General features: G+C 60.1%; 25 protein-coding genes and 1 tRNA gene. 14 read left to right on the top strand and 12 right to left on the bottom strand.

Going from position 1 to position 22,083, the window contains the following annotated elements:
* The first annotated feature begins 497 nt into the window (after positions 1-497).
* Positions 498-986, top strand: coding sequence for a hypothetical protein (locus tag VFG26_RS12140; protein WP_325025613.1), 489 nt, complete (start codon positions 498-500; stop codon positions 984-986).
* Between the two features lie 140 nt (positions 987-1,126).
* Here VFG26_RS12140 and VFG26_RS12145 read toward each other — a convergent pair whose 3' ends face one another.
* Both VFG26_RS12145 and VFG26_RS12150 read right to left on the bottom strand, forming a co-directional pair.
* Positions 1,127-1,858 carry an SDR family NAD(P)-dependent oxidoreductase gene (locus tag VFG26_RS12145; RefSeq protein ID WP_325025615.1) on the bottom strand — a complete coding sequence of 244 codons (732 nt, stop codon included), beginning with the start codon at positions 1,856-1,858 and terminating at the stop codon, positions 1,127-1,129.
* 152 nt (positions 1,859-2,010) lie between these two features.
* Positions 2,011-2,220 (bottom strand): PsiF family protein, encoded by a 210-nt coding sequence (locus tag VFG26_RS12150; RefSeq protein ID WP_325025617.1) that lies wholly within the window; start codon positions 2,218-2,220, stop codon positions 2,011-2,013.
* Positions 2,221-2,597: 377 nt separating this feature from the next.
* Here VFG26_RS12150 and uvrB point away from each other — a divergent pair, with 377 nt between their 5' ends.
* Together uvrB and VFG26_RS12160 are read left to right on the top strand one after the other, a co-directional pair.
* Positions 2,598-5,366, top strand: coding sequence for an excinuclease ABC subunit UvrB (gene uvrB / locus VFG26_RS12155; protein WP_325025619.1), 2,769 nt, complete (start codon positions 2,598-2,600; stop codon positions 5,364-5,366).
* A 95-nt stretch (positions 5,367-5,461) separates the two neighbouring features.
* A complete protein-coding gene (locus tag VFG26_RS12160; protein ID WP_325025621.1) occupies positions 5,462-6,040 on the top strand; it encodes a type 1 glutamine amidotransferase domain-containing protein in 579 nt (192 codons plus the stop codon).
* Between the two features lie 67 nt (positions 6,041-6,107).
* Here the strand turns inward: VFG26_RS12160 and VFG26_RS12165 are convergent, their stop codons facing one another.
* On the bottom strand, positions 6,108-6,647 hold the full coding sequence (locus VFG26_RS12165; RefSeq protein ID WP_325025623.1) for a DUF3617 domain-containing protein: 540 nt from the start codon (positions 6,645-6,647) through the stop codon (positions 6,108-6,110).
* A 95-nt stretch (positions 6,648-6,742) separates the two neighbouring features.
* Positions 6,743-7,045 (bottom strand): hypothetical protein, encoded by a 303-nt coding sequence (locus VFG26_RS12170; RefSeq protein WP_325025625.1) that lies wholly within the window; start codon positions 7,043-7,045, stop codon positions 6,743-6,745.
* A 224-nt stretch (positions 7,046-7,269) separates the two neighbouring features.
* Between VFG26_RS12170 and VFG26_RS12175 the strand changes: the two genes are divergently transcribed.
* Complete coding sequence (locus tag VFG26_RS12175) at positions 7,270-7,872, top strand: histidine phosphatase family protein (RefSeq protein WP_325025627.1); 603 nt, start codon at positions 7,270-7,272, stop codon at positions 7,870-7,872.
* 19 nt (positions 7,873-7,891) lie between these two features.
* Here VFG26_RS12175 and VFG26_RS12180 read toward each other — a convergent pair whose 3' ends face one another.
* Entirely contained in the window at positions 7,892-8,395 is a 504-nt protein-coding gene (locus VFG26_RS12180) for a hypothetical protein (protein WP_325025629.1), read from the bottom strand.
* A 394-nt stretch (positions 8,396-8,789) separates the two neighbouring features.
* Here VFG26_RS12180 and VFG26_RS12185 point away from each other — a divergent pair, with 394 nt between their 5' ends.
* Both VFG26_RS12185 and VFG26_RS12190 read left to right on the top strand, forming a co-directional pair.
* Positions 8,790-9,227 carry a hypothetical protein gene (locus tag VFG26_RS12185; RefSeq protein WP_325025631.1) on the top strand — a complete coding sequence of 146 codons (438 nt, stop codon included), beginning with the start codon at positions 8,790-8,792 and terminating at the stop codon, positions 9,225-9,227.
* Positions 9,228-9,259: 32 nt separating this feature from the next.
* Complete coding sequence (locus VFG26_RS12190) at positions 9,260-9,637, top strand: hypothetical protein (RefSeq protein ID WP_325025633.1); 378 nt, start codon at positions 9,260-9,262, stop codon at positions 9,635-9,637.
* Positions 9,638-9,652: 15 nt separating this feature from the next.
* Here the strand turns inward: VFG26_RS12190 and VFG26_RS12195 are convergent, their stop codons facing one another.
* Positions 9,653-10,315 (bottom strand): MBL fold metallo-hydrolase, encoded by a 663-nt coding sequence (locus VFG26_RS12195; protein WP_325025635.1) that lies wholly within the window; start codon positions 10,313-10,315, stop codon positions 9,653-9,655.
* Positions 10,316-10,504: 189 nt separating this feature from the next.
* Here VFG26_RS12195 and VFG26_RS12200 point away from each other — a divergent pair, with 189 nt between their 5' ends.
* Positions 10,505-11,848 (top strand): outer membrane protein, encoded by a 1,344-nt coding sequence (locus tag VFG26_RS12200; RefSeq protein WP_325025637.1) that lies wholly within the window; start codon positions 10,505-10,507, stop codon positions 11,846-11,848.
* A 257-nt stretch (positions 11,849-12,105) separates the two neighbouring features.
* Here the strand turns inward: VFG26_RS12200 and ctrA are convergent, their stop codons facing one another.
* A complete protein-coding gene (gene ctrA, locus VFG26_RS12205) occupies positions 12,106-12,804 on the bottom strand; it encodes a response regulator transcription factor CtrA (protein WP_045836896.1) in 699 nt (232 codons plus the stop codon).
* Positions 12,805-13,484: 680 nt separating this feature from the next.
* Between ctrA and VFG26_RS12210 the strand changes: the two genes are divergently transcribed.
* Both VFG26_RS12210 and VFG26_RS12215 read left to right on the top strand, forming a co-directional pair.
* Positions 13,485-13,868 (top strand): flagellar export protein FliJ, encoded by a 384-nt coding sequence (locus VFG26_RS12210; protein WP_325025641.1) that lies wholly within the window; start codon positions 13,485-13,487, stop codon positions 13,866-13,868.
* A gap of 214 nt (positions 13,869-14,082) precedes the next feature.
* Positions 14,083-14,721: a hypothetical protein gene (locus VFG26_RS12215; RefSeq protein ID WP_325025643.1), complete on the top strand. Its 639-nt coding sequence runs from the start codon at positions 14,083-14,085 to the stop codon at positions 14,719-14,721.
* A gap of 76 nt (positions 14,722-14,797) precedes the next feature.
* Here the strand turns inward: VFG26_RS12215 and VFG26_RS12220 are convergent, their stop codons facing one another.
* On the bottom strand, positions 14,798-15,076 hold the full coding sequence (locus VFG26_RS12220) for a DUF1153 domain-containing protein (protein ID WP_045836900.1): 279 nt from the start codon (positions 15,074-15,076) through the stop codon (positions 14,798-14,800).
* A gap of 405 nt (positions 15,077-15,481) precedes the next feature.
* Between VFG26_RS12220 and mnmA the strand changes: the two genes are divergently transcribed.
* The 3 genes from mnmA (at position 15,482) to VFG26_RS12235 (ending at position 17,702) form a co-directional block, all read left to right on the top strand.
* Positions 15,482-16,705, top strand: a complete 1,224-nt coding sequence (mnmA, locus tag VFG26_RS12225) for a tRNA 2-thiouridine(34) synthase MnmA (protein ID WP_325025645.1) — start codon at positions 15,482-15,484, stop codon at positions 16,703-16,705.
* 42 nt (positions 16,706-16,747) lie between these two features.
* Positions 16,748-17,485 carry a class I SAM-dependent methyltransferase gene (locus tag VFG26_RS12230; protein ID WP_325025647.1) on the top strand — a complete coding sequence of 246 codons (738 nt, stop codon included), beginning with the start codon at positions 16,748-16,750 and terminating at the stop codon, positions 17,483-17,485.
* A 140-nt stretch (positions 17,486-17,625) separates the two neighbouring features.
* Positions 17,626-17,702: transfer RNA gene (locus VFG26_RS12235), tRNA-Met, on the top strand.
* Positions 17,703-17,786: 84 nt separating this feature from the next.
* Here the strand turns inward: VFG26_RS12235 and VFG26_RS12240 are convergent.
* The 3 genes from VFG26_RS12240 to arfB all read right to left on the bottom strand — a co-directional run bounded on the left by VFG26_RS12240 (position 17,787) and on the right by arfB (position 19,378).
* On the bottom strand, positions 17,787-18,347 hold the full coding sequence (locus VFG26_RS12240; protein ID WP_325025649.1) for a DUF6680 family protein: 561 nt from the start codon (positions 18,345-18,347) through the stop codon (positions 17,787-17,789).
* A complete protein-coding gene (locus VFG26_RS12245; protein WP_325025651.1) occupies positions 18,347-18,694 on the bottom strand; it encodes a hypothetical protein in 348 nt (115 codons plus the stop codon). The genes VFG26_RS12240 and VFG26_RS12245 overlap by 1 nt, the downstream gene beginning before the upstream one ends.
* Positions 18,695-18,958: 264 nt before the next feature.
* Positions 18,959-19,378, bottom strand: coding sequence for an alternative ribosome rescue aminoacyl-tRNA hydrolase ArfB (arfB, locus tag VFG26_RS12250; protein WP_325025653.1), 420 nt, complete (start codon positions 19,376-19,378; stop codon positions 18,959-18,961).
* Between the two features lie 344 nt (positions 19,379-19,722).
* On the opposite strand from arfB, the gene VFG26_RS12255 reads away from it, so the two are divergent.
* On the top strand, positions 19,723-20,025 hold the full coding sequence (locus VFG26_RS12255) for a hypothetical protein (RefSeq protein ID WP_325025655.1): 303 nt from the start codon (positions 19,723-19,725) through the stop codon (positions 20,023-20,025).
* A 375-nt stretch (positions 20,026-20,400) separates the two neighbouring features.
* Here VFG26_RS12255 and VFG26_RS12260 read toward each other — a convergent pair whose 3' ends face one another.
* Positions 20,401-21,297, bottom strand: coding sequence for a branched-chain amino acid aminotransferase (locus VFG26_RS12260; protein ID WP_325025657.1), 897 nt, complete (start codon positions 21,295-21,297; stop codon positions 20,401-20,403).
* 196 nt (positions 21,298-21,493) lie between these two features.
* Here VFG26_RS12260 and VFG26_RS12265 point away from each other — a divergent pair, with 196 nt between their 5' ends.
* On the top strand, positions 21,494-22,078 hold the full coding sequence (locus tag VFG26_RS12265) for a MarR family transcriptional regulator (RefSeq protein ID WP_325025659.1): 585 nt from the start codon (positions 21,494-21,496) through the stop codon (positions 22,076-22,078).
* Positions 22,079-22,083 lie beyond the last annotated feature (5 nt).

Consider the following 22,083-nt stretch of genomic DNA (forward strand, 5'->3'; position numbering starts at 1 on the left):
GCGCTCCTTGAGACTTGGGCTCTGGCGGCCCGTGATGGACGCAGCCGCCGCCGGTGCAATATTCGCCCTGGTGACGACGATGCTGATCGCACCCGTCAAAGCAGGACCCTATCCGGCAGCTTTTGCTGGGATTGAGCGCCCTGCCTCCCCCGCCTTCACAGAAGCCCTTGCCGAGCCCGGCCCCCTGCCCGTGATCGAAATCGCCACGGCCAGCTCGCCGGCCGATGCCGTTTACCGCCAAACCAGCACAAGTGCGGCATGGGGACTACTTGGGGTTGCATTCTCATTACTGGCGGCACTAGATTTAGCTATCCTGAGGCACGTCAAGCGCGCTTACGCCCCCGCGGTTTGCCGCCGCCGGCGAACAAGGTAGGATAGTCGGCCGATGTGTCGGGACGCGCTATTGAATTGCCTTAATCTCGACTGTACCTCTGTTAGCGGTGAGCGACGCTCGAATGGTGGCTCACCAGCCTGATTGGAATGCTGGAGACCGGAGCATGACGAAGCAGGACTTGAGGCCCATCAAGCTGGGCTTGGCGGCAGGAGCCGCTGTTGCCGCGGTCGCCGGCGCGTTGCTTTTCGCCAATAGCGAAACGGTCCTGCGCAAAAGCTTCCAAACCGCTCTCAGCCGCACGAACGTAGAAATCAAGGAAGTCGCGAGCGCCGCCTCGGCTCCCATTGCGGGGTCGGAAGAATATTGGCTGACCGCGATGCGCTCGGGCACGACGCCGGTTAACAAGACGATCTCCGTCGGCGACCAGATTTCGATGAACCTCGGCGGCGTCCGGCGCACCCTTGAAGTCGCGACCGTCGCGGACGTCTCACCGCAAATCACCCAGATCGACACTTCACCCGGTTCGAGCCAGCTCGTGCTCGTGACGGCCCGCGACCTGAGGGACACGGCCGCACGTCCGATCCGCTTCGTGATGGAAATTCAGCAAAACGGCGCGCCTGTCGTGAACGGCCGCACGGGCCGCACGCTCTAGCCCGCGATGGCGGCCGGCTCCCCGTAAGGGGAGTCGCCATCGCCATCAAAACTTCGGCCGGCTCCCCGTACGGGAGTCGCCATCGCCATCAAAACTTCGGCCGGCTCTCCCATGGGAGCCGCCATCGCCAATCGATCCGCTCACCAAGGCTGGGCTTCCTTGTCCTGAAAGAACCCGCCGTTGGGGCCTTCGCGGTCGATCGTGGCCAGCCAGACTGCAGTTTCCGCGCCCTTCTCTGGTAAGCGTGGCGCATCCTTTCCCCCCATTCCTGTCCTGACCCAACCGGGCGAGCACGCGTTGACCTTGACGTCCGCGTCTGACGCAGCAGCTTCTGCCGCAGCAATCCGAGTCAAAGCATTGAGCGCGGCCTTCGAAACGCGATAGGCGGGATAGCCCTTGCCCATGTTGCTCAGTTGCCCGGCAAGAGACGACATGTTGACCACGCGTCCGAACCCTCTGGTCAGCATCCCCGGCATGAGGGCGCGCATCGTCAACATGGGGCCGAGCACGTTCGTCTCCCACGTCCGCCGGAAGACGTCCTCTGAAAGCTCGAAGAGAGAAGAATTGAACCCGCCCGGACCATCGATCAAGATGGCGGCATTATTGACCAACACATCGATGGGCGCGTGCCTGGACTCCAGTTCTACGAGCGCTTCTGGCAGGCGCGCTGAATTCGCCATGTCGAGAATGACTGGCTCGACATCGGCACCGGCCCTCTTGAACTCATCTGCGACAGTGGCCGCTTTCTCGCGTGATCTGACGCCGGCGAGTATCGCGAAACCTTGCGCCGCAAGCTGACGCGCGATCTCAAATCCAATGCCGCGATTGGCGCCCGTCACGAGCGCAGTCCTCGTATTTTCCGCATACGCCATGACACGCCCTCACCACACGCTCTCCGGCCTTGGAACGGCAGTTCGAACCGCGCCCCACCTGCCATAAGCAGCAGAATGAAAAAACCCCACCGTAGAAAGTGGGGTTTCTCATTCAAGGACTTTCGCCAAACGGCGTTAGTGCTTTTCGTCTTTTATCTCTGTTTCATGCCACCCTGCATCATGTCTCGCTTACAGGTCTCGCGGAACTTCTTGCGCTCCTTACCATGCAAGCCCTTCGCATCCGCCTGCTTGGAGCATTCCGTAGCGGCGGCTCCTTTGCTCATTGCCGCGAAGGCAGCACCGCCTCCGGTGCTCAGGACGAACGTGGCGGCAAGGGCAGCAGCAATCAATTTGGTGGTCATAATCGAATTCTCCGTGTTCGCTCTCTGGGGTTACCGTCCGCGAGAACCGGCCCAACATGCCCGGCCGGCAGCGGCCCTCCGATTGACAACCCGGATAACGCGCGACACCGGGGTTGGTCCCGCCTCGCTAACACTCTGAGAAGAACGCCAGAACATACCCTTCCGTAAGGAGAATTTTCGGGAACCAAAACGCCCCGAACTTTTTGCTATTTTGCGTGACTCTGGGGGGCGTGGGCGTGACACTGTGGCGTCAGAACGGCATTTATGACCAAGGCTCCATTTCCTATATAGATCCCGTGCCAGCACCGACAAAATCATCCGGACCCAAAGCCCCTCGCCCTTCGCGCGGCAAGTCGGGGAAACCCACTCAGCCTCCCATGGAGACAGAGGCGGGAACGCCGGGCTTTGGTGAAGCCGGCTCCTATTTCGCGCCTGCCGATTTCTCCGGCAAACGCGGAGCGACGGGCCTTCCAAGTCTGCCGGCGCTACGGCAATCCGGCCCGCGCCCGCCGATGGGCAGCGAAACGCTGACGGACAGCCTGACCGCGCTTCTGACGAAGCCGCACGAACGCTCCGAGCGCGCCAAGGAACTGCTCGCGCGTCAGCCGTTGATGGCGAGCCACCCGATTGTCTCGGGCGGCATGCCTCAATTCGTTCCGCACAGGCCCGAGCGGCCCGAGAAGAGCGAAGGCGGCGTCAAATTCAAGATCGTCTCGGAATACGAGCCCAAGGGCGACCAGCCGCAAGCCATCAAGGAACTCGTCGAAGGCGTCAGCAAACACGAGCACAATCAGGTGCTGCTGGGCGTCACGGGATCCGGCAAAACCTTCACGATGGCGCACGTCATCGAGAAGACGCAGCGCCCTGCACTCATCCTCGCGCCGAACAAGACGCTAGCAGCGCAGCTCTACGGTGAGTTCAAGAGCTTCTTTCCGGAGAACGCGGTCGAATACTTCGTCTCCTACTACGACTACTATCAGCCCGAAGCCTACGTGCCGCGCACGGACACCTACATCGAGAAAGAATCCTCGATCAACGAGCAGATCGACCGTATGCGCCACTCCGCAACGCGTGCGCTGCTCGAGCGTGATGACGTGATCATCGTCGCCTCGGTGTCGTGCATCTACGGTATCGGCTCGGTCGAAACCTATACCGCCATGACCTTCACGGTCCGCGTCGGCGAGCAGCTCTCGCGCGACCAGTTGCTGGCCGACCTCGTCGCCCTCCACTACCGGCGCAACGATCACAATTTTGTTCGCGGCTCCTTCCGCGCGCGCGGCGACACCGTCGAAGTCTTCCCGGCCCACTTAGAGGACCGCGCCTGGCGTTTCTCGATGTTCGGCGACGAGATCGAGTCGATCGTCGAATTCGATCCGCTGACGGGCAACAAGACTGACGAGCTGTCGCTCGTGAAGCTCTACGCCAACTCGCACTACGTCACGCCGAAGCCGACGCTGCAGCAGGCGATCAAAGCGATCAAGGCCGAGCTGAAGCAACGCCTCGATGAACTCTATGCGGCGGGCAAACTTCTTGAAGCCCAGCGCCTCGAACAGCGCACGACCTTCGACATGGAAATGATGGAGGCGACAGGCTCGTGCGCGGGCATCGAAAACTATTCGCGCTATTTGACGGGTCGCAATCCCGGCGATCCGCCGCCGACGCTTTTCGAATACCTGCCCGATAACGCGCTGGTCTTTGCCGACGAAAGCCACGTAACGGTGCCCCAGATCGGCGGCATGTTCCGCGGCGACTTCCGGCGCAAGGCGACGCTTGCCGAGTATGGCTTCCGCCTACCCTCCTGCATGGACAACCGGCCGCTGCGCTTCGAAGAATGGGATGCGATGCGGCCGCAATCCGTGTTCGTGTCGGCAACGCCCGCAAGCTGGGAATTGGAGCAGACCGGCGGCACGTTCGCCGAGCAGGTCATCCGGCCGACTGGCTTGATCGATCCCGTCGTCGAAATCCGGCCCGCGAAATCGCAGGTCGACGACCTGCTGGATGAAGTGCGTCAGGTATCGAAGAAAGGCTATCGCACGCTCGTCACCGTGTTGACGAAGCGCATGGCGGAAGACCTCACCGAGTACATGCACGAGAGCGGCATACGCGTCCGCTACATGCACTCCGACATCGAAACGCTGGAGCGCATCGAGATCATCCGCGATCTCCGCCTCGGCGCCTTCGACGTGCTCATCGGCATCAACCTCCTGCGCGAAGGCCTGGACATTCCCGAGTGCGCCTTCGTCGCCATTCTCGACGCCGACAAGGAAGGCTTCCTGCGTTCGGAAACCTCGCTTGTCCAGACCATCGGCCGCGCCGCGCGTAACGTCGAAGGCAAGGTCATCCTCTACGCCGACCAGATGACGGGCTCGATGGAGCGGGCCATCGCCGAAACCAACCGCCGCCGCGAGAAGCAGATCGCGTGGAACGAGGCGAACGGCATCACGCCCGAAAGCATCAAGCGCAACATCCAGGACGTGCTGCAGTCGGTCTACGAGCAGGATCACGTGACGGTCGATGCTGGCCTCGCCGACGGCGAGAACGTGCAGGTGCTCGGACACAATCTGCAGGCCGTCATCGCCGATATGGAACGGCGCATGAAAGAGGCCGCAGCCGATCTCGAGTTCGAAACGGCGGCAAGACTGCGCGACGAGGTCAAGCGTCTGCGCGATACCGAACTCGCCATCGCCAACGATCCTTTAGCGCGCCAGTCGGACGTCGAGGACAAGGCAGGCGCGTTCAAGGGTGATCGCAAATACGGCCCGAGCGCCAACCTTCCCAAGCAGCCGAAGGCCGAAGGCAGCCGCATCGCGACTGAATACGAGCCCGTGCAGCCGACCTATGCGCAGTCGACATCGCGCATCAAAAAGCCATCGCTCGACGACATGGGGCCAGGCACCGACCGGCCGGTGCCAGCACGCACGAAGCACGTCGATAGCCGCACCAAGGCCGGTGCATTCGGCGAAAGAATTGCAGGCCCTCATAAGCCGACGCTCGACGAGATGGGCCCGCACGCATCGTTGCCCGTGAAGAGCGGCGAGAAGCCTTCGCGCATTTCCATCCCGACGCGCACGCGCGAATTCGAGGATACGGGCGAGAAGAAAGCCCGCCGCGGCCGCCCCCGCAAAACCGGCCGGCCGGGGCAATAAGGTTCCGCCTGAAAATGCGTGGGTTTTCGTAGCGGGAACCTCGACTGCGGCCATCGGTTGTTTCCCAATCTGAAGCAATCGAGGACCCTCTCAAAATGACTAAAATCTCGAAAGCGAAAATCCTCATTCTGGCGACCGATGGCTTCGAGCAATCGGAACTCGACGTTCCGCGCGAGAAACTGAAAGCGGTGGCCCAGCTGGTGCACGTCGCCGCGCCGAAAGAGCGCAAGGAGAAAGAGACCATCCTCGGCTGGGATAAGACCGACTGGGGCAAACCCGTCAAAGTCGATATGGAATTGAGCGAGGCCTCGACCTCGCTTTACGACGCGCTCGTTCTGCCGGGCGGACAGATGAATCCCGACACGCTGCGTCAGAACCCGGAAGCGATGAAGCTCATCAAAGCCTTCCTCGCCGAAGGCAAGGTCGTCGCCGCCATCTGCCACGCACCCTGGCTGCTGATCGAGGCGAAGGCCGTACGTGGACGCAAGGCCACGTCTTACTCTTCGATCAAGACGGACATGATCAACGCCGGCGCCAACTGGGTCGACGAGCCCGTTGTGACCGAGGACGGCATCATCACGAGCCGTAACCCCGGCGATCTCGATGCGTTCGTCGCCAAGATCATCGAAGAGATCGAGGAAGGAAAACACGAACGCGCCGTGCTCGCGGCGTAACGCGCACTATGACTGCGGCTGCCGGAAAGGCGGCCGCAGTCCTATCTTTTATATCCTTCCATTTTGCTTAGGGCTGCCACGGCGTCTTCGCGACACCGAGTGAATCGATCATCTCGCCGGCGTTGATCGTAATACCGCCCGGCATCTGCATGTCCCCCGGTTTCACGCCTGCGGGACAAGCCTCCGACAGCCACTTCCCCTTGTGCGTCATCACCGTCTTCTCCGGCGCATCCAGACCGGTAACGTCGCTGCTGATCTCCATCTGATAGGCCGATTGAAAATCGCCGGTGATCACCATGTGAGACGACGTCTTCATCGGCCCCATCGTGCACTTCGTGTCCCAGATCCAGGCGTCGCCCTCGCGCTTCACTTCGCGATCGGAACACATCTCGTCCATCGCCGAGGTGCCCGCCTCCATCATCGCCTTGTCGGTTGCCGCATCGATGCACGCGTGCACGGTCATCTTGAAAGCCGCCTTCGATCCGTGCCCGATCGAAATCTCCCAATAACCGGGTCTGCGTGAGGGCAGCTCAACCGGATCTGCCACTGCGGCCCCAACCAGAGCTAGAACGAACACCGATGATAACGTCAGACGGCGAATGTTCACGATTGCGCTCCCCTTTGGCCTACGCTGACGGTCGCATTCATCCAGCGAATTTGCACGGGTCCGATGAGGCGAATTTGCGGCGAAGACCGGGGTTATCAGCCGGCAAGCGCGCGCGGAAGCTTTGAGCCTGGCGGCTGGATGCTCTTCAAAATCATGAGCAGCGTCTGCCGCACGGCCTCCTCGACCGTCTCGCAAATATGGCCCGGCTCGGTGAGGTTTGCCGGCACCCAGACGAGTTGCCGGTCCACTGCCCGCCAGCTGCCGAAGTAATTCCGGCCCTGCAGGACCGTCACGCCGGTGCCGGACAGGCCTTCCCTGACGGAAAACCCGCTGAGCGAGACCTCGGGAATGCTCGCGAGTTGCTGCAGCAGTTCGCGATCGGGAGTGGCACACGTCATGGCGGTCCTCGCCTCGAATCGATGTGAGCGTCCTATTTGCGAAAAGTTAGGTAGCGAAGGTTGCGCAAGGGTTGACGCTATGGCGGTTCTTGCAAGCAAGCCGCGCCGTGCACGGCGTTTTCGGGACGCGCGGAAACATTTCAGCTCGGCTAAAGGTATAAAGCTTCGCCAAAGAGCGGCGGGGCGCGCATTGCAGAGCGCCGGAACGCAGTGAGGATGCCGAGTTGAGCCATTCTGCGGATTGGAGCCGCGGCCTCAGGGCCTGGCTGTGCTCGATCACCGAACTGTTTTGGCGGACGGGGCGCGATAGATCCGAGCCGGAAATCACCGCAACCGATCATCCCGACGGCGGACCGGGCCGGATCTTGCTCATGCGCCACGCCGAGAAAACGGGAGATGAAGCCGACATTCTGCTGTCGCCGGATGGCCAAAAGCGCGCCGAGCGGCTCGTAACCTACATTCCAGAGACGTTTGGCCGTCCCGATTTCATCTACGCCGCCGCCCGCTCGAAGCGGTCGATCCGCTCCATCGAAACGATGAAGCCGCTCGCTGCCGCGTTGGGCCTCGAACTGCAGCACCACATCGAAGACAAGGATTTCAAATCCCTCGTCAGGGAGATCTTTTCCAAGCCCGAGTATCGAGGGAAGCTGCTCGTCATCTGCTGGCACCATAAGAAACTGCCGGAGATCGCAGCACTTCTCGGTGCTCCAGAGGGCAGCTATCCCGCCTTCTGGCCACAAGACGTCTTCAACCTGATCATTGACCTGCGCTACGATCCGGAAACCGACCGGGTTCCGATCGTGAAGCAGGTGATCGAGCCGTTTTGACGAGAGACCGGGACGCCGATCAGCACTTCTTCAGGTTGGCAGCGAGTTCCCGGAACAGGCTGGCATCCTGCGGAAGAACCTTCACGGACTGAACGCAACCCTGCCCCGCCACAGCCATGTGTGCTGCGAAAAATTGGCCGGAGAGCTGAACATCAAAACCGTCCGCGGTGACGGTGCCGGCAACGGTGCCGCCGATGTCGTTGATCTTGTCCTGCCAGGCGCCGGTTACTTTTTCTCCCTCGACGGAAAGATCGGTCGCCGCGTGAAGCTTGAAGCTCGCGCCATCCTCGCATCTGAGCGTCTGGCGCATACCCGCGACCCCATCCTTGCGGGCGACGTAGGTCACGACGCATTTGAAGCTCGAATCCGGCCCCGACGCGGACGACACCGTTGCCATCCCGACCCAGCGCCCTGCGAGGCTCGCCAGCGGATCGATCGGCGCAGCGGCCCGGTTTTCAGGTGCCAGCAGACTTGAAATGGCAGCAACAGCTACATACGTGGCGACGCGGTACGACCGGCCCATCGGCAAACTCCCTCGACATATGATTTGGATGGCGCACCCCGAGTCCCGCCCGGCGGACACTTGCCGCTGTCTTGTTCTCAGCGCCATCCGGCAATACTGGAGGTTTAGAATTCGATCGCGACGCTTTGTAGGCTATAATTAGGAAACTTCAGGCTTCATGTGCTCTTCGAACGGGCACGGAGTCGTGTCGCCGATGGGTGCGCGCGGTGTCGCTTGAGAGCAACACCTCTCCACGCCGAGCAAAGTCGCTCCCATATGGCTCGCAAATCGGCTTACATCGGACGATAATATCGTCCGCTTCGGGGGCCCCACAAAATCGGAAGGAAGACTCGTGGTGCGCAATCACAGACTTGCAGCGTCAGTTGCCGCGTGCGTCGCGCTAGTAGCAGCCGGCATGACCTTGTCGCTTCGTCCCGCCGCCGCGGCGTCGGACAATCCCTTTGTCGAACTTGCCGGCACGTGGAGCGGATCCGGCACCGCGCGCTTCGACAACGGCAAGACGGAAAGCCTCCGCTGCAAGGGCTATTACACCAATAACGGCGGGCCGACGAACCTCGGTCTTTCGATTCGCTGCGCCAACGCCTCCTCGAAGGTCGAACTCAGAGCCAACCTTACGAACGCCAACGGCGCCGTCAGCGGCGATTGGGAAGAGCGCACCTACAATCAGTCCGGCACCATCGCCGGACGCGCTTCGCCCAACAAAATGAACCTTGCCATCAGTGGCGGCATCAGCGGCTCGATGTCGGTGTCGATCTCCGGCGGCTCGCATTCCGTAACGGTCGCAACCAGTGGCCCGTCTTTCAAGGGCGTCAACATCTCGATGTCGCGTTGATGGAAACCCACCACCAAAGGATGAGATTTTCTATGCGCGCAAAGATGCTGGCAGCAGTTGCCGTGGCCTCGGCCGTCTTCATTCCGCTGGTGCCGCCGGCTGCCGATGCCCACATCGGCCGTCTTCGCACCGACTACAAACAGGGCGAAGTCATCACAGCTTACAGCCGCTTCGGCAACGGCGCGATCAAGAGCATCGTACGGCGCGCGCCGAGATACGGCTGGCAGGTCCGCCTTCCCCGCGGCGGCTGGGTGGACTGCAGAAGAAGCTGCGAAGAAACCCTGCGCGTCCAGACGGTCGATTTCTTCGGCTCCGACGACAATTCCATCTCGAGCGGCGGCTACGGCACGCTGCAGCGCGAATGCGGAATTTTCGGCTGCCTCGGCGGCTCCTACGAATTCTCGTTCTGACCGCGAGGCATCCGCTTAGACGAGGAACGGATTGGTCTTTCGTTCCTGACCGAACTGGCTCGGCGAGCCATGCCCGCAAATAAAGGCGATGTCGTCGCCGAGCGGCAGCAGCTTCGTCTTGATCGACGAGATCAGCGCTTCGTGATCGCCATAGGCGAAGTCGGTCCGGCCGATTGATCCCTGAAAAATCACGTCGCCGACAAGCGCGAACTTCTGCCGCTTGTTGAAGAAGACGACCGATCCTGGCGAATGCCCCGGGCAATGAAAGATCTCGAACTCATGGCCCGCGACGGTGACCTTGTCGCCTTCCTCCAGCCAGCGATCCGGCGTGACGTTTCGCACGCCGTCAAAGCCGTACATCTCGCCCTGCTTATCCAGCGCGTCGAGCAGAACCGCATCGGCGCGGTGCGGGCCTTCGATTTTTACGCCGAGTTCATCGCGCAGATCCGCGGCCCCGCCGGCGTGATCGATGTGGCCGTGCGTGAGCAGGATTTTCTCTACCGTGATTCCCGCTTCCTTGATCGCCCATTCGATGCGGTCGAGATCGCCGCCCGGATCGACCACGGCGCCGACTTTCGTCGCGTCATCCCAGATCAGCGTGCAGTTCTGCTCGAACGGCGTCACGCGAATGATCGCCGCTTTGAGCGGGGACGGAACGTTGGCGCGCTGATCGCTCATCGTCGAAACTCCATTTGCTTCGCTGGTCTTAGAACAATTCACTGTTGATCGCGAAGCGGCTCGTTGGCGCGACGTCTTCCTTAGTCCGCGAATCAGATAACGATATCAACAGGGCCCCCATAACCGCCCGCCGATTTTGAATAAAAAACAAATCAGCGCGTGTTCCGACCGCGCGCCTAAGGGAATGCCATGATCGAGAAACTTACCGGCGTAGCAGTCGTCACAGGAGCCATTTTGAGCGTCGCCGTCGGACCGGCCGCAGCAAATGAATGGGCGGGCCCGTATATCGGCATCGGCGGCGGTTACGCGATGTCGAACACCAAGGCCGATTCGTTCATTACGGATTTCCCAGAGGAAGTGAATTTTTCCAAGAATGGCCAGGCTGGCACCGGTGGGTTTTTCACGCTAAGCGCAGGTTATGACCATAACCTGTTCGGCCCGATCGTTGTCGGCGCCTTCATCGACTATGATTTCGCCGATACGGATACCCATACCAGCACCCTTCTGTTGGGCAATCTTGGCCACATAAAGCTCGGTGATCAGCTCTCGGTCGGCGGCCGGATCGGCTATCAGGTTTCGCCAACGACGCTCTTCTTCTCGACGTTCGGCTACGCCCATTCCAACCCCGATGACATGACGCTGAACTTCGGCGATGACGATCGCTTCCGCGGCCGTATCGGCAGCTTCAATGGCTACTTTCTCGGCAACGGTGTCGAAACGCTGCTTGGCCGCGGCTTCAGCCTGAAGGCCGAATATCGCTACACCTCAATGCAAGCCGAGGACGCCATTTTCGATGAGGGTGGGGAGCGTTTGACCACTCGGATCAAGCCGCAAATTCAAACCATGAGGTTGGGCCTCAACTATCGCTTCGGGGACGGCAAGAAAGAGGTTGTCGATAATTCAATTCCCCCGATCACCTCCAGCTGGACCGGCCCGTACCTGGGCTTCGGTACAGGCTACAGCGTCGCCCACAAGCAGGAAGATTTCGGCGCCGAGGCCGGACCCATCAATAACCCGGTCAGCATGGACGGCGGCTTCATCTCCGCATCGGTCGGCTACGACCACCAATTCAGACAGAAGTTCGTCGTCGGTGCGTTTGCTGACGCCGATTTCTCCAACCTGAAATACAGCGACAGCAACACTATCGAAGGCATCAATCTTTGGAGCAGTCGCGGGGAGTTCAAAGACATCCTCATGGTGGGTGGCCGGATCGGTTACTTGACCTCCCCCGATACGCTGTTGTTCGTCAGCGGCGGCTACGCCAATGCCGGACTTGCAGGGACCGATATCACCTTAGGTATCACTGACCCTCCGGTTTCCACGACACTATACGGCGACAAACGTTTCTCCGGCGCATTCATTGGTGGCGGTATCGAAACCAAGATCTGGGATTCGGTCTCACTCAAAGCCGAATATCGCTACATCGATCTGGAAAGCAAAAACCTCGAACTCTTCCCCGGAGAGGATGGTCTGGCCGCGCGCATCGACCCCGATATCCAGACGGGCCGGCTCTCGATCAACTGGCGTCCTTGAGACCCAGCTATCGGGTCTCATTCCGACCTATGAGAATTCTCAAGGGCCCCTCGTGGGCCCTTGATTGCATTTGGAGCTTCGATTGCTGAGCGGATGCAAGCACACGTGCGCCATCCCTAAGCACTGGTAACTCAGCGCGGATCTCGCATCAGAAAGTAACTAGGAATCGCTCGCGGATCGCTCGTAGCGACCCCCAAAAACACGACAAGGGCCATCATGGCCCCTGTGCGCGTGAATAAAACTTGGTAACGCGACGCTTAAGCGGCTTCGGAACCTTCATGTCCCGGATCGCGTAGCACGTAACCGCGGCCCCACACCGTTTCGATGTAGTGCTTGCCGCCGGTTGCAGCCTGAAGTTTCTTTCTGAGCTTGCAAATAAAGACGTCGATGATCTTCAGCTCAGGTTCATCCATTCCGCCGTAGAGATGATTAAGGAACATCTCTTTCGTCAGCGTCGTGCCCTTCCGCAGCGAAAGAAGCTCGAGCATCTGATATTCTTTGCCGGTCAGATGTACGCGCTGATTATTGACGTCGACCGTCTTGGTATCGAGGTTGACGCGAAGATCGCCGGTCTCGATGACCGACTGCGCGTGTCCCTTCGAACGGCGAACGATGGCTTGGATACGTGCGACGAGCTCGTCCTTGTGGAACGGCTTCGTCATGTAGTCGTCCGCGCCGAAGCCGAGACCACGAACCTTGTCGTCGATGCCTGCAAGCCCCGAAAGAATGAGGATCGGCGTTCCGACCTTCGCAACACGAAGGGTCTTCAGAACTTCATAACCGCTCATATCCGGGAGATTGAGATCGAGAAGGATGATGTCGTAGTCGTAAAGCTTACCGAGATCGACGCCCTCTTCGCCGAGGTCGGTTGTATAAACGTTAAAACCTTCCGACTGAAGCATAAGCTCGATGCTCTGCGCCGTGGCACTGTCGTCTTCAATGAGTAGAACCCGCATGACCGTCCCTCTGGTGCCCTATACGATCCGTGTCCGCGCTATGTCTGTCCTTCGCTCAAAGAGAACGCACAACTGTCGAGCTAAGCGATCGTTAGGAAGTTAGCGACGAGAGGTTAACAAACCCTAATTCGCGTTAGCTAATTCACCATCCAGTATCGGCCGTGTTCAGACGGCAACTACCGATGGATTCAAAGCTCTCGCGAAGCTGGCTCAATACCGATGGCGGTCACGAGGCAAAACTTCCCCGTTCGCGCCAAAGCATGGCCCGCTATTGTTTTGGAATATTAGAACTGCGCCCCTCTAACCGTCGCAGGTTTTCCGCAAGATCTGACTTTGGGGCGCCCACCCCGTCATCCGACCCCGATCGCTTCCGACCTGCATTGGCTCGAATCAACAGCTAACAGAATTCGCCAGATTGCCCTAGACTGCTTAGGAACGAAATTTTGACCCCAAACGGCACGGGTCGTCAGAAATAGTTACCCGTTGCTTTACCGCAACTTAAGTGCAGTATGTCATATACTATTATTGAGGGTCATCGGACGCTGGTGCAACGCGGCGGCCCATCAGAATTACCGCATTTCTTCAATGTTGCTTTAGCAGCGACGCCTCATCTTGACTGGCACGCTTCTTGGGTAACCCGAAGGTACACGTAAGTTCGAATTTGTTTGGGGTATCGGACGATGAAGTCACGAGACATGGCCATGCGCCTGAAGCGTCGTGAAGTAGAAGAGAAGTCTAGAAAGGTTGACGATCTAGAACGAATTATTCGCGAATTCGATCAGATGGCAGCCGACCTCGAACGCCAGATCCAGCTCGAGGAAGATCGCACCGGCATTCGCGATCGCGCTCACTTCTCTTATTCGACCTTCGCCAAGGCCGCAGCCCAGCGTCGAGACAATCTCAGGCAGTCGACTGAAGGCCTGCGGGAAAAGCTCGCCGCCGCCGTCCGTGAGCGGGACGATACCCTCGAGCAGTTCTCTCGCGCCGCCCAGCAGGCCGCGAACATCGATGATAATCGCGCTGGCCGCCGTGACCGCCCCTTCGGCGTAACCGCCCTCCGCTAAACGCTTTTGCGATGCTGGGCTCCCCGGAGCCCGGCTCAATGCTTGCCCGGCGATGCGGCCCGCCTGAAAGACGCCGCCTTTTTCCCTCCAAATTCTGTTGGCTTTGCCGCCTGATGCGACTGTATCCCCTTGCAGAATCGTGCGAGGCGGGCACGAGTTGCAACTTCCATTTGTGTTCAAACATAAATTTAGGTGAGCCGCGGCTCGGGGAAAGATGTCTGTTCGCTTCCCATCAGTAAGGATGCCGGCGCTGCTGACTTTGGCAGCGTTGAGCGGTTGTGCGGGCAACGCCCCGGAACTGCAGTCACTAAGCGTCCAGCCCGCCAGTCCGAATCCGCCGGCAGTAGCGGCGATCCCCAGCGGCGAAGCCCCTGCCGGCAAGGTCATTCCCGGCGCGATCGGATCTGCGACCGAAATTTATTCACGCCTTGCGCGCGGCGCGATGAGTTGCTGGTTCACCGTCGGCGGTCCGCTGAAGAAGGATTATATCTTCCACGCCAAGGCGGATGCGCCCTCGCGCGGCGGCAAGGCCGAGGTTGCCATTCACGAACGGGATTCGACGCAAGCAAATCCGCGTGGACCGAAAGCCTACGTTGTCGTCATCGAACCAACCGGAGAATCCTCGGCCACGCTCGCGGTCGAAAACCGCAAGATGCCGGATGCATTCGCTTCCGCAATGACGGACGACATCACCCGCTGGGCACGAGGCACGGACGGCTGCGCAACAAACTCCACCGTCGCCGGCTGGCTTCCTGCGCCACCCGAAACTGCACACGCAGCTCCACCGGCGAAAAAGCCCCAGACGCAAGCAAAGGTTAAAGCTGCCCAGGCGAAGCCCGCCCGGCAACCATAAACAGTACTCTGATGTGTCTCCAGGGACTGGAGGAAACGAACGAGGTCAGCCTGACCAAGGGGTCAGTCCGGCAAAGTTAGTCCCGATAGTCCTGTAAACGCGTTGCGCGAAGGCCGGGCAAGCCGTGCTTGTCGATAGAACGCTGCCACGACAGGAACTCGTCGACGGTCAAGGTATACCGCTCGCAAGCTTCTTCGATGCTGAGAAGCCCGCCGCGCACAGCGGCAACCACCTCAGCCTTGCGGCGAATGACCCATCTTTTCGTATCCCGCGGGGGAAGGTCTGCGACCGTGAGCGGCGACCCATCGGGTCCGATCACGTAGCGCCCGCGCGCTCTCATCTGCTGTTCGGTCATGATACTCAATACACACTCTCTGACCACGATTAGTTATAACCGGATGCGATTAAATTAGCACTAACCCGTTGAGTGAAAAACATATAAATCGGCGTGCCATAACCACATTCGCTGTCTGAAAAGTAACGCTGTCAACGCTATCCGTTTCAGTTTGGAGCACCATGGTGCCCCGATGACCTCTCAGCGAAAAATGGGCCAACGAACGTGGGGCGCGGCTCCGCGTTGCCTTGCAGACGGCGGATTTGGCCAGTATTGATGATCACGACCCAATACCCGCTGAGATTACAATCGCCCGTGTAGGGCAATTCTCTGAATTATTTGGATCTTTTTGAAGGACAGCGGCGTCGCGCAGTGTTGTAGGGGCGAGAAACGCTCCTCTGCTTAAGCCCGAGCCGGCCGATCACGATGAACCAGACCGAAACATCATCTATCGCCAGCGGCACCGCGCGCGCCCCAAATCCGGCCGCCGCGTCAAAAAAGCGTGTCGTCGTCGCGATGTCGGGCGGCGTCGACAGCTCCGTCGCCGCAGCCATCATGAAGGCCGAGGGCCACGAAGTGATCGGCGTCACACTTCAGCTCTACGACCACGGCTCAGCAACAGGCCGCAAGGGCAGCTGCTGCGCCGGCCAGGATATTCATGATGCCCGCCGCGTCGCCGAGGCGCTCGATATCCCGCACTATGTCTTGGACTACGAGACGCGCTTCGCCACCAAGGTGATCGAGTCCTTCGCCGAGAGCTACGTCGCCGGTGAAACGCCAATCCCGTGCGTCACCTGCAATAACGAAATCAAGTTCCGCGATCTGCTCGATACGGCCAAGGATCTCGGCGCCGACATTCTCGTGACGGGCCATTATGTGCAGCGCCACGAGACGGAAGACGGGCCTGTTCTCGCCCGCGCCGTCGATGCGGATCGTGACCAGAGCTATTTCCTGTTCGGAATCACCAAGGAGCAGCTTGCCTCCCTGTGGTTCCCCATCGGCGGCATGCAGAAGGCCGCCGTCCGCGACCTCGCCCGGTCATTCAATCTGCCGGTGGCGGATAAGTCCGACAGTCAGGACATCTGCTTCGTTCCGACGGGCAAGTATACCGACGTGATCGAACGGCTGAAGCCGAACGCGCTGGACGCGGGCAACATTGTTCATCTCGATGGCCGCATCCTCGGCCGCCATGACGGTATCGTCCATTACACCGTGGGCCAGCGCCGGGGCATCAAGATCCCGGCAGCTGAGCCGCTTTACGTGGTCCGCCTCGATGCGGCCCGGAACGAAGTCGTCGTCGGCCCGCGGTCCGCGCTTAGAACAACAGGCCTGATGCTCCGCAACGTCAATTGGCTCGGGGAAAAGCCCCTGAGCGAGGTCGCAGACGGCGGGCTTTCCCTTTATGTTCGCATGCGCTCGTCGCAATCATTGCGGCCGGCGGCGCTCACAATCGAAGAGGGGGGCGCCGTCCGTGTCGATCTCGCCGACGGCGAAGAGGGTATTGCGACCGGGCAAGCGTGTGTGTTTTATGCCGATGCCGGGGCGGAGGGACGTGTCCTCGGCGGGGGATGGATTGCAAAAACGATCAAGGCCGCGAATGCTGAGGAGCATGTGGCGGCGAACGGCACGATGGCCAAAGCACAGCGCTAGGCCGATCGGGTATAACGATTGCGGACGAATGGAGATCGGGCAGTGAGCGACAATAAGCCTTCGGGCTTCCACGCCTCCACGGGTGTGCACGCGGGAGCACAGAAGAGGCGTTCTGACGCGAAGGTCGTGCAGCTCGATGAAGGCCAGGTCCGCGAAGCTTACCGCCGTTGGGCCCCGGTTTACGATTACACATTCGGCGCCATCTCGACGGCAGGCCGCCGCCACGCTGTCGAGATCGTCAACGCTGGCACAGGCCGCGTGCTCGAGGTCGGCGTCGGCACTGGCCTCTCCCTTCCCGACTACAAGAAGCATCTCGACATCGTCGGCATCGATCTGGCGCCCGAGATGCTCGAAAAGGCCCGCGAACGAGTAAAAGCCGAGAAGCTGACGAACATCTCCGGCCTCTACGAGATGGATGCGAGCAACCTTCGCTTCCCCGATAATTCCTTCGACAAAACCGTCGCGATGTACGTCATCACCGTCGTTCCCGATCCGCAGAAGGTGATGCAGGAACTCTCCCGCGTGACGAAGCCGGGCGGCGAAGTCATGCTGATCAACCATTTCAGCCAGGAAGACGGTGTGCGCGGCTGGGTCGAGCGCCAGATGGCGCCCTTCGCCGATCTCGTCGGCTGGCATTCCGTCTTCGACGTCTCGCGCGTGATGGTCTGCCCCGAGCTGAAGCTCATCGACCGCAAGGCCCTGCGCCCTTGGGGCATCTTCACGATGATGCGTTTCCGCAAGGAAGAGGCGGCAAACCAGCGCCCCGTCGCCGCCGAATAGGCTGCGCGAACTAAGCTTTTTCCGGCTGCTGCAATTTTTCTTGCATTCATATGCAGCCGGGACGGAGCGCCGTGTTGACAGGACGCTACGGCGCTCCCTATAGACGGTCGCTCCGACGCCAGCAGCATGCTGGCAGGTGTGGCGGGATAGCTCAGGTGGTTAGAGCGGCGGTCTCATAATCCGCAGGTCGGCGGTTCAAGTCCGCCTCCCGCTACCAGCTCTCAGATAAAAAACTGATGTTGCTGGCTAAAACATCAAATTGGTAACGGGCGCGCGCCCGTCGCGCCTCTCAGTAATTGCTCTAATCCGGCTTCGGCGGCCAGCGCGACCCAGCAATCTCAGGCGTGGTGTTAGCCGTAGGCAGTTGACCTTGCAGCCGGGATATCGTCGATTTTCTCTCCAGCTGCCGTACGAGTTCTTCCTCGGCCAAGGCATTTGGGTAATAGACCCGCCCAAAATCGTCGTTTCTCAACTGCTCTCCTAGACCTAAGTCTTTCGCCATTGCGATCAGCAGCTTCCGGACGCGCTCTTCTTGCGCGTGCGGCGGAATATTCTTCGTGGCGTCAAAGCTGAGGTGCAGTTCCGCCCAAGCTTCGCGGACCTCGCGGCAATCATGAAATATGACGTCGATCAAGTTCAGAACTCGAACGCCGTCGAGAGATGATAGTGTGGCTCGCTCCTGCATCAACGTCGCGAAGACGTGAAGCTTGTGTCGCCTCCGCTCTTCGTGCTGTGCCTTTGCTTCCCGTAATCGCTCAGCGAGTTCGGCGGCTGAAAGAGGGGCGCGCCACGTCGCATAAGCGGCGAAGACAGCTGTCGCGAGCGCCGCAAATGTCATGACGCCCTGGAATACGTCAGGCATCACACCCCTCTTAGTTTGTTCAACCGCACATTGACGGGGCCGAGCGGCGTTCCCAACTGCACAATGTCCTGATCGGTAATGGAGTTGGGCAGGGATACCGTTACATCATAGGTGAGCCCGTGAGGGCCAACAGATACGCCTTGGATGGTTGAGCCGTTCGGAGGCACTCGTACATTGATTTTGCCTGAGTGGTCGCCTCTGCCTGTAGGTACATAAGTCCCATCGAAGGTGACACCTAAGGGGTCCGCGCCCAAAATGAGGCCGTCACGGATTACGAACATCGCAAAGCCCTGGCCGGTGCTGCCGGTCATGTATGCTGCGTAAATACCTTCAATCTGATCCGACATAAGTCCCCCCAATATATTACTGCAAAATCGCGCCAGCTGCGTTGATCAGTCGTGGAAATGCCACCGGCTGCACGTAATGGGCATCGTAGCGCCGACTCCGAAGTCTAAGATGAGTCGACCAACTCGAGAGCATAATTGGCGATAGTCAACAGGGTTGACCCGTTCTGCGTAGGCACGGCGTGCCTATCTGTCAGGAATAGCCGCGCCATTTCACTGCGAGCCTCCGCTTGAGCGTGACGGTGAGCGCCTCACCGCCTCTGCCCCTCAGTCGAAATCGACTTTACGGCTGCGCATTTTCTTGACGTGTCCGCGCACCGACTTCGCCTTGATCCGCTGCTCGCGCTGACCGCGGGAGGGCTTGGTCTTGATGCGAAGCTTCGGGCGCTCGAGGGAAGACCGGATGAGTTCGACGAGCCTCTCCCGTGCGTCCGCCCTATTCTGCTCCTGGCTGCGAAACCGGTCGGCCTGGATGACGATGACGTCCTCGGTCGTCAGGCGGCGGCCCGCCAGTCTCTTGAGCCTTTCACGCGCATACTCCGGAATGGAAGTATTCCCGCCGACATTGAAGCGCAGCTCAACCGCCGTTGAGACCTTGTTGACGTTCTGCCCGCCCGGACCAGAGGCCCGAACGAAGCGTTCCTCCAGCTCCGTCTCCGGTATTTCGATGGTGTCTGTCACCCGCATGGCCCGTCAGCCCCTCCATCCTCTGACCTCGCTTTGCCGACGGGTCCAACGTGGGCGCCACATGTATCACCGCGTTGTTCGAGCGCAATCCTCCAACTTGCGGCTGCACTAACTGGGGATAACGTTCGCTATGGTTGCAAAAGCGGCGGGTTCTAGCCTAGGCTTCGAACCGGAGCGGGAACGGATACCCCCAGTCGGGCGTACAACTACTGTTCAGTGCAAAGATTAAATTTGGGTCATTCTCTTTACCGGGCCTTTAACGACTCAGCGTAGCGTTGCGCGAATCACTGATGGAATGCCCGTTCTCATTGGGCCGAAGCGCCCGGCGAAAGGTCGAGTGAGCCATGCGATCTGCAACGTCCGCCACCGTCTTCCCGCGTAGTACCGCCATTCGTAGCCCCCAACGTGGACGTTCGGCACGGTTCGCCGGCATTGCCATCGCCTCGCTTGGCCCCGCAATTTTCTGGAGCGTGATCATCCAGCTGGCATCGCAGTGGATGGATGTACCGCTTTCACCAGTAGCTCTTGGCGCCGTATTCGCGACGATCGCAGTATTCCTCTTCGCCATCTGTGCGCCGCTGATGCTGCGCAAGCCGACCGCCGAAGCCGTCATCACGGCGGCCGTCCGGGGCGGCCGCAGCGGCTGAGCACGCCGCTTTTCCCCTAGCTGCCGGCCCAATCACAAACGAGCTGCTCGCAAACGCGCCGACGCCGGCCGCCACCGGGACATGGTCCCGGCACGAACTCACATCGCCGGCAGGAATAGGAAGAAAGGCACCCCCGCCAACCGCGGCCGGGCCTGTAATTGCATGTCAATATGGACTGGCAATCGCGCTGAAGGGTGGGCGAAGGGGCCGGAGGCTCTTGGGCCCAGACCCCCTCAGAACCGCAAAACGCGGTAATCAGCACTGCCGAGACAAAGTATGCTCTCGCCATCTCGAGTACCGGAAAAGTTTAAGCCGCAAATCGCGAGCATCAACCTCTCCGGTCCTCAGCGCAAGGCGCAAACGTCAGCATAAATCCTATTCTGCGGCCACGCGCTTCTTTGGCTTCACCAGCTCCATGTAATCAGTGAGCAGCGTTTCCGTGATCGTGCCCGGCTTGAATTTGTGCTCGCCGATTTCAGAAACGGGCGTCACTTCTGCCGCCGTTCCGGTGATGAAGCATTCGCTGAAGGTCGCGAGCTCTTCCGGCATGATGACGCGTTCGGCAACCGTTATGCCGCGCGCTTTGGCAAGATCGATAACGGTGCGCCGCGTGATGCCGTTGAGGAAGCAGTCGGCCTCCGGCGTATGCAGCACGCCGTCCTTGACGAAGAAGATGTTGGCGCCCGTGCACTCGGCGACGCGGCCGCGCCAGTCGAGCATCAAGGCATCCGAATAGCCCGCGCGCTCGGCGCGATGTTTCTCGATCGTGCAGATCATGTAGAGACCTGCCGCCTTGGCCTTGGACGGCGCACAGGCGGGATCCGGCCGGCGATAGACGGCATTCGTGATGCGAATGCCCTTGAGCCGCTGCTCCATCGGGAAGTAGGAGCCCCAATCCCACACCGCGATCGCGAGATGGATCTTGGACAATTGCGCCGAAATGCCCATCTGCTCGCTGCCGCGCCACGCGATCGGACGAACGTAGCAGTCCGTCAGCTTGTTGGCGGCCATGACATCGCGGCAAGCCTGATCGATCTGAGCGACGGTATAGGGGATCTCGAAATCCAGGATCCGGGCGCTCTCCACCAGCCGCTCGCTGTGCTCCGTGAGCTTGAAGATCTCGCCGTCATATGCCCGCTCGCCCTCGAATACGGAGTTCCCGTAATGGAGCGCGTGGGTCAGCAGGTGGACCTTTGCGTCGCGCCAAGGGATGAGCTCCCCATCGAACCAGATGAGCCCATCGCGGTCATGAAAAGGGATGAGATCGGCCATGCGCTTCTAAGTCCTTCCCGGGCGTTTATAGTTAGCGAGTACTGGAGGTTTTCCCGATGTCTCGGAAGCTGAGCCCTGGAGCTTGAAACCGCTTGAAAGTTCGGCTTCGGTGCGCCAAGCGCGAGATTGAGAGACCTGCCGGGACGAGCCAGCATTTTGGCTTGCAACAGAATACAATCGAGGCCAATAAGTCAACATGACTGACATAACGTCAGAAGGCCCCACAGGGCACCCTGCCGCAACTGGGCACAACTCCGCTCCCGGCGCGACGTCAGATGCCCGGGCCACCCCGCTCGACCTCATCGCGTGCATTGAGCTTTTCTATTTCGCCTACCGCGACTTTACCTGCGACCCCGACGCCATCCTGTCTCAATACGGCTTCGGTCGCGCCCATCACCGCGTGCTGCATTTCGTTCATCGCAATCCGGGGCTGAAAGTCGCGGAATTGCTGGATATTCTGAAGATAACGAAGCAATCTCTGGCGCGTGTTTTGAAGCAGCTGGTGGACGAGGGCTTCATCATTCAGAAAGCCGGAAACGAGGATCGGCGCGAACGCCGTCTCTACCTCTCCGCCAAAGGCGCGCGGCTGAACGATAAACTGACACAAATTCAGGCCAAACGCATCGAGGGGGCGCTCGCGAAACTTGGCCCAGGCGCCGATGCCGTAGCCCGGAACTTTCTCTTTGCGATGATCACGGAGAAAGACCGGCCCCAGGTGGAGACCCTCATCAAAGGCCAGCGGCCCGGCTCCTCGGACGCTGCACCCGATTACAACCCGTGAGAGAC

The organism is Hyphomicrobium sp. (assembly GCF_035687085.1).
Taxonomy (GTDB): domain Bacteria; phylum Pseudomonadota; class Alphaproteobacteria; order Rhizobiales; family Hyphomicrobiaceae; genus Hyphomicrobium_B.